9 protein-coding genes are annotated in these 13,651 nt (G+C 41.4%); 2 read left to right on the top strand and 7 right to left on the bottom strand.

Going from position 1 to position 13,651, the window contains the following annotated elements; all coding sequences use genetic code 11:
- Positions 1 to 14 precede the first annotated feature (14 nt).
- The 5 genes from G9371_RS12000 to abaR form a co-directional block, all read right to left on the bottom strand.
- A complete protein-coding gene (locus tag G9371_RS12000; protein ID WP_029424597.1) occupies positions 15 to 3,974 on the bottom strand; it encodes a non-ribosomal peptide synthetase in 3,960 nt (1,319 codons plus the stop codon).
- Positions 3,971 to 4,231 (bottom strand): acyl carrier protein, encoded by a 261-nt coding sequence (locus G9371_RS11995; RefSeq protein WP_001030690.1) that lies wholly within the window; start codon positions 4,229 to 4,231, stop codon positions 3,971 to 3,973. The genes G9371_RS12000 and G9371_RS11995 overlap by 4 nt, the downstream gene beginning before the upstream one ends.
- Positions 4,228 to 6,003 (bottom strand): acyl-CoA dehydrogenase, encoded by a 1,776-nt coding sequence (locus tag G9371_RS11990; protein WP_086221564.1) that lies wholly within the window; start codon positions 6,001 to 6,003, stop codon positions 4,228 to 4,230. The genes G9371_RS11995 and G9371_RS11990 overlap by 4 nt, the downstream gene beginning before the upstream one ends.
- 50 nt (positions 6,004 to 6,053) lie before the next feature.
- Complete coding sequence (locus G9371_RS11985; protein ID WP_029424599.1) at positions 6,054 to 7,943, bottom strand: fatty acyl-AMP ligase; 1,890 nt, start codon at positions 7,941 to 7,943, stop codon at positions 6,054 to 6,056.
- Positions 7,944 to 8,565: 622 nt separating this feature from the next.
- Positions 8,566 to 9,282, bottom strand: coding sequence for a LuxR family transcriptional regulator AbaR (gene abaR / locus G9371_RS11980; protein ID WP_000446790.1), 717 nt, complete (start codon positions 9,280 to 9,282; stop codon positions 8,566 to 8,568).
- 760 nt (positions 9,283 to 10,042) lie between these two features.
- On the opposite strand from abaR, the gene G9371_RS11975 reads away from it, so the two are divergent.
- Both G9371_RS11975 and abaI read left to right on the top strand, forming a co-directional pair.
- Positions 10,043 to 10,459, top strand: a complete 417-nt coding sequence (locus G9371_RS11975) for a DUF4902 domain-containing protein (protein ID WP_064987440.1) — start codon at positions 10,043 to 10,045, stop codon at positions 10,457 to 10,459.
- A 63-nt stretch (positions 10,460 to 10,522) separates the two neighbouring features.
- Entirely contained in the window at positions 10,523 to 11,089 is a 567-nt protein-coding gene (abaI, locus tag G9371_RS11970) for an acyl-homoserine-lactone synthase AbaI (protein WP_086221560.1), read from the top strand.
- Between the two features lie 55 nt (positions 11,090 to 11,144).
- Here abaI and G9371_RS11965 read toward each other — a convergent pair whose 3' ends face one another.
- Complete coding sequence (locus tag G9371_RS11965; protein ID WP_001193289.1) at positions 11,145 to 12,497, bottom strand: MFS transporter; 1,353 nt, start codon at positions 12,495 to 12,497, stop codon at positions 11,145 to 11,147.
- Between the two features lie 119 nt (positions 12,498 to 12,616).
- Entirely contained in the window at positions 12,617 to 13,642 is a 1,026-nt protein-coding gene (locus G9371_RS11960) for an enoyl-CoA hydratase/isomerase family protein (RefSeq protein WP_029424601.1), read from the bottom strand.
- Positions 13,643 to 13,651 lie beyond the last annotated feature (9 nt).

Here is a 13,651-nt window from a genome sequence, read left to right as displayed (position 1 = left end):
CCTTCTTATATTTCTTATGCAGGAATTGGGTACATCTGATCAATTGTCTGGGCTACAGCCACGACATTCTCAGCGTACATAATTGATGAGTGGTCACCAGGCAAATCCACCTGTGTAAATGTGTCTTTGACTAGTTGATCCCAACCTAGACTTTCTCCAAAGTCTTCCTGCTCATCTTTGGCCTTGACCAAAAGGATTGGAAAATCTTCAGGTTCTGGGAAATAGGTCTGGAGTGCGATGCCATTCGCCAAATAGGTATCAAAGTAAAGTCGGAAATCTGATGGATCTGCATCGAGAGGCAGAACATTAATGGCTTTAGCTTCTTTAAGTACATGATCAAACATTTGATCTGGACTCAAATCACGCAAATATTGCGCTGGGATCGTCAACTTTTTGCCATAAGGTGCAGCCAAATCACGGGCGAACCAAGACAAAAGCATGGCATCGTCGGCATCTTCAGGCACATTCTCTGGAATTGGAGCACGGGTATCGATCATGACAATACCTGTGACCTGTTGCCCCATTTGACACAACTGACGACTGATCTCATATGCAATCGCACCACCGAAACACCAGCCACCAAGGAAATAAGGTCCTTGAGGCTGCATCTTTTGCATTTCAGCAATATAGAGCGTCGCCATTTCTTCAATCGCCACTTCCGCAGCATCTGCTTCAATCAGTCCGGGAGACTGAATAGCACGTAGGGTACGGTTCGGATTAAGATGACGCGAAAGCTCCATATAACAGAAGGTACTGCCACCAATCGGATGGAACAGCCACAGCGGTTGTTCATAGGTTCCACGGCGCAGCTCAATTACGATGGATGGTTTAATTTCTTTATTTTCACGAATGATCTCACCCAGACGCTCCACAGTGGAGTACTGTGCCAACAAAGCAACTGACAGTTCAGTACCAAAAGCCTTTTTGAGATGGTTGACAAGCTTCACAGCTAATAGTGAATGCCCACCTAATTCAAAGAAATCATCATGTATACCAACTCGCTTGACCGACAAGATCTGCTCAAAGGTAGTACACAGTTCGATTTCAATCGGATCACGCGGTGCAACATAATCATTGCTCTGCTCAAAGATCGGCTCAGGAAATGCCTTACGATCCAACTTATTGTTGGCCGTCATTGGAAACTCATCCAATCGGATAAACGCACTTGGCACCATATAAGCTGGGAGGTGGATTTGTAGGGTCTTTTTTAAACCAGCAATATCAAGCTCTTGTCCAGTTACATATGCCACCAGTTTCTGGTCGTTGTCAGCTGTGGTCTTAACCAACACTACTGCATCTGTGATACCGTCGATCTGTTTGAGGACATTCTCGATTTCACCTAATTCGATACGGAATCCGCGGATCTTGACCTGAAAGTCCAAACGTCCATGATGAGTCAAACGTCCATCTGTACGCAGGCAGACTTTATCCCCTGTACGGTAGAGTCGACCGGCATTTGGTAGAGATGGCAATGTTCTAAATTGGGCATCTGTCAGTTCAGGGCGATGCCAGTAATCAACTGCCAGACCATCACCACCAATCCAAAGCTCACCCATAACGCCTGGTGGGACTAAACGCTGCTGTTCATCAAGGACATAAAGCTGAGTGTTCGCCAGTGGTTCACCTAAATCAATATACTTTGCATCAGTGATACGAGCCGCACTAGACCACACTGTAGTTTCGGTCGGACCATAGACATTCCATAGACAACCGACTTTACCGAGCAGTTTTTCTGCCAGAATAGTATCTAACGCTTCGCCTCCACAGAGTGCTGTCAATCCCGCATTGCCGCTCCACTCGCTGTCTAAGAGCATTTTCCAAGTAGCCGGTGTTGCCTGCAGGACATTGATAGACTTAGCATTTAGATAATCCACCAATTGATTGCCATCTTGTGATACTTCACGTGGGCAAACATGGACCACACCGCCGTACATCAGCGGAATGAGTAATTCAAGAATTGAAATATCAAAGGCATACGTGGTAATTGCTAATAGCTGAGTTTCAGTCGTTACTTGCAATCTATCATTCATAGATAGCAAGAAATTGATAATTGAAGGATGCCCAATACGGACACCTTTAGGCTTACCTGTCGAGCCTGATGTGTACATCACATAAGCTATGTCATCAAAGGCAAGCGTCTCGCGCACTTGTTCAAGTGCCACAACACCAGCTTGATTGATATCTAAGCGAGGCACAGAAACGTTAAGACCATCCATTAACTCGGTTTGAGTCAAGATGACTTTAGGTTCAGCGTCTTCAATAATGTTCTGTAGACGTTCAGTTGGGAAATTAGGATCTAGCGGTACATAAGCTGCACCTGCCGCCCAGATTCCAAGGATTGCTGCTGGCAATAACGCTGTGCGGTCTAACATTAGACCTACACGATCGCCCTGAGTAATACCGTGTATACGTAAATATTCAGCAATACCAGCAATATGTTGACCTAACTCACGATAGCTAACCGTATGATCGTTTGAGGTTAAAGCATGATTTTCACCACGCTCCTCTATCTGCTTGAGAATCATTGCGAATAGATCATGCTGAGTATAATCAGTCGCCTTTCCACGGAGGGCCTCGAACTGGATACCATCTTTATAATCAGGTGCGATATCTAACTCAACGATCTTACGTTCAGGGTGAGCCACCATCTCTGATAGTACAGCTTGCAGCAGTTGCACCATATTCTCGGCAGACTGCGCAGAAAATAGATCAGTGTTGTATTTCAATACACCAACGAGTTCACCTTGATATTCACCGCCCATTTCCAGCGTAATATCCAACTGTCCTTCTTGCTGGCGAACCGGAAAACTTCCTAACGTCAAATCTTGTCCAACCAAAGTGGCCGGAGTCTGGATTGGTAGGAGTAGTTCTTTAAACTCATCCATACCACCCAGACGTTCCCAGAACATTCCTATCTGAGCCAATGGATTAATACTGCCATCACGCTTTGGTGAGACAGCTTCAACTACTCTAGAAAAGGCAATTTTTTGATGTTTAAGGCTTTGTCTTAATTGTTCCTGAACCTGCTGGGTAAATTGACGTAAAGTCTGGTCAGCATCGATGTCCATGTGAATAGCAATCGTGTTGACAAACTGACCCAATGCATTACGTAAAGAACGTTCAAGTCGACCTGCCACGGGCGTAGCAATGACTAGATTATTTTCATTAGATAGTTTGTGTAGCAGAACATAAAAGCCAGAGAGCACAAGTCCGAATAATGTGATCTCATAATCTTTTGCCAAGTTTACAAGGCCAGATGACACTGACTCAGGCACACGGAAAACCAGTGAACTGCCTTTATGTTGCTGTACGGCTGGACGAGGATAGTCAAGCGGAATGCTATGCACATGTGGTGCATGCTTCAGTGCATTTTTCCAGAAAATTAAGCTCTCATCAGTATCATCAATCACGCTGCTCTGCTGCTTATCGGCATACTGTGCAAACTCGATTCCGTTCACTGCATCCGACTCTGCAACGAGTCCAAAACGTTTGCTAACGTCTCGCAGCAATAGACCAATTGACCAAAAATCCATGAGCGCATGATGAATCACAAATGCGATCACATAATGATTTTGACCGCGTTCATAACAATGAATACGCCATAACGGTGGCTGAGTCAGGTCAAACGGCTGCTTGGTGTCTTGCTCAACCAATTGCGTCAAATCAGAAGCTTCAATATGACGAGCATCAGAAAAGATGATATTCGGATACACGCGATCCCAGATCAGTTGCTCAATTCCCTGATCATTGGCTGGCATACTTACACGTAGTAGCGGATAATCATGCATTACCGCTTCTAGTATCTCTATTGGCTTGTTACCCAACGACTGGTTGACCTTCACATCAAAGGCCACCACCATATTGTAAGCACTGCAAGTTGGCTCAAGACGCTGGATATACCAAATACCAAGCTGCTCCGCAGAAATCGCATGACGAGACAGAACTTCCGGTTCTAGTCGTGCAAAGTTGTTCATGAAGCAACTCCCTGCTGCAACTCAGAAACAAGATATTCAGCCAACGCATTGATTGTTGGGTAATCCCATAATAGTGTTGGCTCAAGTTCTAATTTCGTCAGATCTTCTAAATCCCCAGACACAGACAAAGCAACAATCGAATCAAGACCATAACTGGTAAATTTTTGATCTGGATCAATCGTCTCAGGCTCTACGCGCATCTCTTTAGCGACTAGCGTACGAATGATTGCGCTCCAGTAAGCTTTATCTTTATTCATGGGGTAATCTCCTTTTTAACCGGTTTGGCATCACGCGGTGCCAGTGCAAAATCGATGACAGATAACATGTGATTGGTTGAAATTCGGTCCAGCAGATCTGCCAATGTGCTTTCACGTAGTGACGTCATAGGAGGAGCTGTCCGCCCTTCAGCAGCATTTAAGAAAATGATCAGCCATGCACCATCCTGTAAAGCAGGCCTTAAACCATGGCGGTTAAAAACCCAGAAACCCAACACAGCAATACGAGCGAATAACTCGGCGTAGTCACGGGCGAGACTGAAGCGCATCGTTTCAAACTCCTTGCTTTGCTCAGAATTTGAAAAGTAGTCCTGAATTTTTTGATCCAATGAACGCTGTTCAACAAGAAGCTGGTTTGCTCGCTCATGTAGCGTAGCTAGCGTCTCAGCAGACAACCCAACTGTGACATTAGAGTCGTTGAGCATTTCGATGATTGTTTCGAGTGACTCCATCACCAAGTCACCATCTCGGTTGAAAATCTCAAGCTCACGGAAATCAATAGCACCTGTCTCTACCTGTAAGTCATATAACTGGCGATAGCGTGCTTTCGCTTCAGCTTGATTGAGATGGTCGGCTTTTTTACTGCGCCCTTTATTGGCAGATTTGAGCTGAAAACTCAGACTGTCTAGACAGACGGTGCTACTACCGTCAAACACACTGACAATCAGATGGTCCCTGAATGCTTTCTGGAACATTCCATCTGCATATGCATTTCTTAAGAAAAAACGTGACCCAAGCACTGAGGATGTGATTTTGGCAAGCGACTCTACATATTCAGGCACCAGTACCTTGACGATTGGTGACCATGTACTGAATTGATTGATACAAACGTGTAACCCTCGCGCACCAACAAGTGATAACACCTCAGCCGCTAAAAGGTAGGCATAAGCTGTAGCGAGTTGCTCACGTACCAACGGTATGCTTATTACTTTTTTGTTATATAACTCGCGTTCAATCGCAAACTCGGTTGCGATGCGTAGCATCGTATCGCCGGCACCTAGAGAGAAACTACTGCAATATGCACGTGTTACCTGTAGCGTCTTAAGTCCAAGTTCTAATCCTTGGCCTTCTTCACCGATTAGGGCATCTTTATGAATTTCAGCGTTATTAAAACCAATACCGCTGATATCTAAACCACGCATGCCCACTGTTGGCAGGCGGTTCAGGCTATACGTACCTTTAGAAGCCATATGACGCTTATCGAGCCAGAATGCACTCAGGCTACGGGGTCCACGATCATTTGACGTTTTAGCGATTAGACTTAAAGAGTCACCTAGAGTGGCGCGATTGATCGACCATTTCTCGCCATTTAAGACGTACTTACTGTCGGAAGGTTGCGCAGTCACTTCACTAGATAACAGGTCAGCACCATGCGCTTTCTCGCTATAAGCCAGCGCTGGAGCAGCACCACTTAAAATTCGGTTAGCGATGTTTTGGCATTGATTCGCATTACCACCGATCCATACGATCACAGACCAAGCATTCGTGCTATAGGTCGAATTGATGGTCAGATCGCGTCGTGCCAACACGCGATGCAGATATAACAACTCTTCACCAATTTCCATACGGCCTCCAAGCTCTGAAGGCACATAGAAACGGTTCATACCCACCGCATTCAGAAAATCAACAGCTCGCTGTGGATATTGCTCTTTCTCATCACGCTCGATAGCTGCGGACCAAGAAAAATCATTATTGGTATCATGTACGGAGCCTAAAATTTGCTCCAGACGAGCGGCAGATTGAAACTGCCGCAAATTGGACGTAAGTGACATGGATTTTCACTCAAGGATTTAAAAGATAAGGGTTAAAACAAAGCACTTTTCAGACGACTAAAAATCAGCGTGCGTACTTCACGTTCCTTGATCATTGAGTTGAGTAGATTGGAGCTATAACGAATCAGCTGCCCCCGCTGCTCACGATCACGGATGACGTCTAAGCCGTTCTTGACATAGTTTCGAGCAATCACCGTTCTACGGTTTGGATGGGTTAAACAGACCAGTTGACCGCGTTCGATCTGCTCTTTAATTTTTCTTCTTCTAATTTTGCCGCTAGTGGTCTTATTTATTCGGCCTTGGTGCAGTAAATAGACACCGTCTACAGGCAAGCCAATATCAGCCGCCACTTGTTCTTTAACTTGAGTTCTGATGGTTTCAAAATTAAGTGTCTTATCTAAGGACTTTTTCTTAATCTCAAGTACAACCGTAACCCCTTCAGAATCAGCAAAGTTCACTGCCGCAACACAACCTTTACGAACAGCAGGATGTGCCATTTCAACAGAGCATTCGATATCTTGCGGATAATAGTTTTTGCCACGAATGATAATCACATCCTTAAGGCGGCCGGTTATATAAAGGTCTCCGTTTTTGATAAAGCCCATATCACCCGTTCTTAAGTAGTGTACTTGGCTAGGTTGTCCCGCCTCATCAAGGATCGTTGCTTCAAAAGTTTCCTGATTAACTTCCGGCTTTTGCCAGTAACCTGCAGTGACACTCTCACCTGCTAACCAGATTTCACCGACTTCATGAGCCGCCACCTCTTTACGGGTATAAGGGTTAACGATACGACAATCAATATGTTTCGAGATCTTGCCACAACTCACTACTTGCACGGCTGTCTGATCTTGGCTGGTCTGTACCAAATGGGCATTTAACTTGTCACGATCAAGTGAAATTGCATTGAGAGGGCCAGTTACGCCACTGACTAAGAGCGTCACTTCTGCCAAACCATAACATGGCAAGAAAGTATCGAGCCGGAGCTTCGATTGTGTATTGAACTTCTCCATGAAGCGTTGCATGACATGGGCCTTGATCGGCTCGGCACCATTAAACAGCACACGCACACGGCTTAGATCAAGCGCTGCAGCCTGCTCATCAGTGATGCGATGTAGGCACAATTCATAGGCAAAGTTTGGTCCACCACTAATCGTGACGCCTTTTTCACTAATAAATTGTAGCCATTTAAGAGGTTTTCGAATGAAGTCCAGCGGCGACATGACATAACAAGTCAGTCCCACATATACGGTTTGCAAAACCGAGCCGATCAACCCCATATCGTGGTAAACAGGCAGCCATGTCAGGCCAACATCTTCTGGTTGTGTACCAAAAGCTTCAGCAATCATGACCTCATTGGCCATAATATTTTTATGAGTAACAATTACGCCTTTAGGCCAGCCTGTTGAGCCTGAGGTATATTGAAGGAAGCAGATATCTTTTTCAGTAATAAGCGGAAAATCTTTTTCCACCAAGTCACGCTGCAATTCGGCATCAACAGCATGTAATATCAAATTTTCATTTTGAGCTTTTAGTGTGATAAGACCTGCGAGCTCAAGAATCTTTTTTGTCGTGAGTACAATCTTAGGCTCACAGTCATTCATAATATTCAAAATATTAGAAAAACCATTACGGTTAAAGGGTAAGCTGACTGGTACTGCAATAATTTTAGCTTTCAGACAGGCGAAGAACGATACGATAAAGTCCAACCCAGGTTCGAACAGCAATACGGCACGGTCACCACTGTCTACAATACTCATTAATATTTGGGCTTGATGTTGAACTCGCTCATTCAAATCTGCATATGTCAGAGATTGAATACCACCAGACTGGCGTCCCAAATACTCAAAAGCGATCTTATTTCCATTTAATTTTGCGTGGGATTCCAAAGTTGCAATGATATTATCCGTACACATTACAGCCATAACTTACTCCGATTAATTATAATTAACCTTTAAAATCTGCTAATTCAGAAACGACATTTCTTGCTAGGTTTCTTAATAAAGAATAAATATACTTTTTATTTAAAATATAAATTCACATTATATTTTATGTGTGAGTGTTATTTATTACACCTGTAAGTGTTTACAGGTTAGTGGTCTCTTATCGAAAATTAAGAAGCTAAATCCTTTATATGAATCATTTTTTGTTCAGTTATATATTTTTAATTTCTTATCATTATTTTAAATTAATGCCTCATCTATTCCTAATTTAGATACGCATAAGCCAAGATTTTGAAGGTTTTTTACTCGTAAACAGTTTCTTTCTTATTATTTTTAACTCTAGATTAAATAATTTCAAAAACTTTATAAAAATAATATAAATTAAAAATCAAATTATTATATTTATATAGGCATATATAAAATATAAATATTTAAGAATATAGCTTAGAAATAAGTAGATAGATATTTTATTTTAATATTGAAAATTAATTTATTATATTTCCTTAAATTTAAAATATTTAATTAATGTAAATCAAACATATAAATCTTAAAATTATTTATTTCTTTTAATTTTAATATTAAATTCCTATATTATTTATAATCTCTACAAAAGCCCTAGCATTACAGCTCGAATAGCTGCTGAAATTTTATTATTTACATTTAACTTTTGCATGGAATTACTGAGATGGAAATTTACGGTTCTTTCAGTTACTCCAAGAATCTGAGCTATTTCTGCTGACGTTTTGCCTTCGGCAGTCCAACGTAGCGCCTCTTTTTCTCTGTTCGTTAAATAAAGATTGAATTTAGCAAACTCTACATCATTTACTATTTTAGCAATGCTGGAATGCACTGTTTGAGTCAACCAGTACATATTCGTATATTGTGCTTTTTGCTCTTTTTCTGATAACTGGTCATTGGATCTTGCCAGTGTTAGCATTCCTCGGGTCCCAATAAAATCACGGCTTGACTGAGCCCAACCGACATTTAAACCATAAGAACGCGCTTCCTCCCAAAAATCTTTTTCTGCCTGTGTCTTTGCAGATTGACTCGACCAAACAAGAGGTTGAAGTGATACCATACAATGCTGCACAGTTGGATCTATCTTCACATATTGCCGTTCCACATAACGTTTCTGCCATGCTTCTGGATAATTATTCAACATAATTGTTTTTGGTTCAGCAATAGATAAGGGTGATTGCATACCATAAGCGCAATAGTCAAATCCGAGCCTTGATGCGGTAGATTTAACGATCTCAAACAACTGGTATTCATTTTTTACCACCAAAAATGCTGATAATAAATCCTCTTGCCAACTTTCCATTTGCTCTCATTAGACTCCATTCACAGACTATTTTTTATTCGGTTGCATATTGTGAATCCAAGCAATCAAATTGAAGTTTAGGTCTAATCTTTTACCGTAATTTCCATAAAGTCCTTCAAAAATCTAAAAGATTCTGAAGTTGCTAAATATATTTTCGGCGCCTAGTCTTCTATTAGAGCTCTCAATTAAAGATTTTGAATTCATCATCCAATTAACAACACTTTTAAGCCCGGAATGGTTGCAAATTATTCAGATAAACTAGAGGTCTGAAAGCTTTCAAGGTTGTTATATTTCATGCGCAGATTATGCTTTAAAAATTAAAATTTACACGATGCATTTTATTCCAAAATATATATTTTTTTAATTTATAAAGAGGTCGACTACTTAATCTTTATAGTATGCTTTTATTAATTTAATTAAATAATATTGTCTATCAATTATTCGATATCTCTAATTTTTTTAGTTTTTATATATAAAAACTAAAAATAATTATAATATTTTAAAAACCAATCAATTACTGTAGAAGTCCCTATACTTGTAATTATTATTTGAGTAGTAGCAATATTGACTATCTAATAAGCTCCATCGAAGGAGTCTCTTTAAAAAAAATAACTTTTTACCCGAAAATCTCTCTAATAAGAAGAGCTTAAAGATGTGCTAACAAATTACAGTTAACCTGTTAAATATAACAGTATTTTATTGGCAAAAATTTATGTTATTTATTCATTAAATCTTAATTTAGGGTACTTAAGCAGGTAGCATGGTTAGCATACCCCCTCGTTTCTCTATCTCAACAGATGGTTTTATTCGAATGAATGAAAACCAACTCATGAGTTATCCTCTCCAACACATCATCTCTACCGTTGAATCTAGACATACTGAAGCGTCTCAAATTTTCTATTATGGTTTTACTGAATGGGCAACTTCACAAACTCCAGCTTTAAGTACCGGATGGGATTGGGAACTCATTGAGAATAATGGCATCACTACCGTAAAACGAGTGGGGTTACCTCGAAGCAATATCATGATTGTTGATGTATCTGGTATGGATATCGGATTTGATATTAATGAAACATTACTCGAGAAAAAAATAGATACTTTGTTCTGGGAACCGTTTATTTATGCCCAAATCAATACGTCATTAACCAAGTCTTCATTAAGTCAAACCTTCTCTTAGAAACCTGTAAATTCTTACAGTTACCGCCTTTCCAGCTGTTCAGTAAAGTCACTTGAAAAATAAGTGGAAGCACTTGTAATGAATATTATTGCTGGATTTCAAAACAATTTTTCAGAAGGCTTATATACCAAATTTAAAAGTTACCGCTACAGGGTATTTGTTGAATATTTGGGTTGGGAGTTGAACTGTCCAAACAATGAAGAACTAGATCAATTTGATAAAATCGATACAGCGTATGTCGTGGCTCAAGACAGAGAATCCAATATCATTGGTTGTGCCAGACTACTACCCACCACACAACCCTATTTACTCGGGGAAATATTTCCCCAACTTCTCAATGGAATGCCTATTCCCTGCTCACCAGAAATTTGGGAATTATCAAGGTTTTCAGCCGTAGATTTTTCAAATCCGCCTTCCTCTAGCAGTCAGGCTGTGTCATCACCGGTCTCAATTGCAATTCTGCAAGAAGCAATCAACTTTGCAAGAGAACAAGGCGCAAAACAACTCATTACGACTTCTCCTCTTGGAGTAGAACGTTTATTACGTGCTGCGGGTTTTCGTGCCCATCGTGCAGGTCCACCAATGACGATTGATGGATATTCGATGTTTGCATGCTTGATTGATATCTAATTTCTTATATAGGACTCATGCCTATCCGTGGGGTATGAGTCCTAATTTTTACATATCAATCAATCTTGGTTTTTAGATTTAGGTTTGCTTTCTTATAATAAGTCTCATCCTTTTTATAGCTCCAATCACGCGGCATAAATGATGTCGATATAATCGCAACTACAGCCATACTTCCGATATAAAACATAATTAAATATGGATTGCCTTGCCCAATACTGAGCAGTTTAGTGGCAATCATAGGGGCTAAACCACCACCCAAAACACCTGCCAACTGTACCGAAATCGAAATACCGCTATAACGAATTTCAGCAGGAAATTGACGCGCAAAAAGCTGAGCTTGTGGCGCATACATAATCGGAAACACCACACCAATTGCCAAAACAATTGCCGTCCAGACCAGTACCGGATCTTTGGTATTGAGCATGCTAAAAAATGGATAAGAATAAAGTGCCAATACGCATAGACCAAACATAAACATATTGCGTTGACCGACTTTATCGGACAAATGTCCGCATAACGGCGTCATAAATAAAATCACGGCTGCACCGCAAATGGTAGCAAACAAAATGTCTTGTCGTGGAATACCTAATTGTGTGGTGGTGTAAGCTAGCGTAAAAGTTGAAGCAATATAGAACCATGCATTTTCAGCAGCTCTCGCCAAAATAATGGTGATGAGTTGCTTTGGATGATTTTTAAAAACCTGAAAAGCCGGAACTTTGACTTCTTCGGACTGTTGTTTTACTTTTTCAAAGTCTGGTGACTCAGGCACTTTTACACGAATATACCAACCCACTGCCAGTAAAATAATGCTGGCAAGAAATGGTAAACGCCAGCCCCAGCTAAACAATGCTTGCTCAGGTAATAACGACACCAGTCCTAGTGCGATTGAGGCGAGCATTAAGCCCCCACCGGTACTGGCTTGAGGCAAACTTCCCCAAAACCCTTTACCACCTTCGGGTGCATGTTCTACTGCCATAAGCACGGCACCGCCCCACTCACCGCCCATGGCCATACCTTGAATAAATCGCAAGATCACCAAGCCAATTGCCGCCCAATATCCAATTGATTCGTAAGTCGGTAAGAGGCCAATCAGTACGGTTGGAATCCCCATGAGCATCAGCGTTAGCAACAACATTGACTTACGGCCAATCTTGTCACCGAAATGGCCAAAGACTAAACCACCTAAAGGCCGCCCAATAAACCCAACAGCATAGGTTGCAAATGCTGCAAGCACACCTGTAAGTGGGTCCAGATTTGGGAAAAATAACTTGTTAAAAATGAGGGCTGCTGCTGCACCATAAACAAAAAAGTCATACCACTCAATCGTGGTGCCGACCATGCTAGAGATGCCTGCTAATCGATGTGACGACTTTTTAGGATGTGAACCGTTTCCATGTATTGTTTGCATCGTAATGTCCTTTTTAGATTTTCTTGTTTTGTCTTTTTATGCTTATGATCTGTCCTGACCATAAGCATGTTCAGGTCTCGCTTGATCTCCTTAAGCTTTTTATGTGTTTGAAAAATGGTTTAGCTTAGTTTTTCTAAAATTTGTTCCAGCTCAGGATTACGTTCTTGCCACCGTGGTTGTTTATCTTTATCAACAATGAGCGCACGAACGCCCTCAATAAAGTCACCATGCTCAAACCAGATATCCTGTAAGTCACGCTCAAGCTGCATACACTGCTGTAGTGAAAGTCCACGGCCTAAATGTTGCAGTTTCAAGCTGGTTTGTTTGGCAATAAATGAACGCTGCTGCAAAATACTAAGCATCTTACTCGCCCAAGTCTTTAAGCTCTCATCCTTTTCATTTTCAAGGCTTTGTTCGATCTCATCTAAATGCTGATATCCGAAGTGTTTACGGATACCTTCTGCCAACTGTTTGAGCTCACTTTCGGCAGGACGAGTAATAAATCGGGTAATGATGCGTTCAATTCCCTCTTTGCTTAAGCTTGGCGCTTCGACGAGAGCGTCTTGTAAAGCTTGTAACTGATCGCTTGGCACATGGTAGTCAATTAAGTCGAGATAGAGCGCATCGCTACTGCTGATCTGCTCACCCGTAATTGCCATATAAACGCCAATATCATCAAGGCGAGACAGGAAATGAGTTGCGCCAACGTCCGGGAAAAAACCAATCGCTGTTTCAGGCATGGCAAATCTGGACTTTTCACTGCTTACCACAATGTGACACGCCTGAGCCAAGCCAAAACCACCGCCTAATACATAGCCATCAAGCACAACGATGATTGGCTTTTCATATTCGCGCAGTGTATTGAGCATTTTATATTCGGCACTAAAGTAGCCTTTGTAATCGGCTGTGCCATTTTTATAACTGTCGTAGAGATAGCGAATATCGCCACCTGCACAGAAGGCTTTTGGGCTATTTGATTTGATTAAGATCGCCTGAACAGCAGCATCATTTCGCCACAACTCCAATTGGGCGCCAATTCCTTCAATCATATCTAGCGACAATGCATTGAGATGAGTCACACGATCTAAGGTGATCACGCCAAGCTTACCTTGTCGCTCAATCATTAAGTGATTTTCTGTATTCATTTTATTGAT

The sequence above is a fragment of the Acinetobacter sp. EKM10A genome (assembly GCF_011075215.1).
GTDB lineage: Bacteria > Pseudomonadota > Gammaproteobacteria > Pseudomonadales > Moraxellaceae > Acinetobacter > Acinetobacter baumannii.
This window is presented reverse-complemented; position numbering and strand designations above follow the sequence as displayed.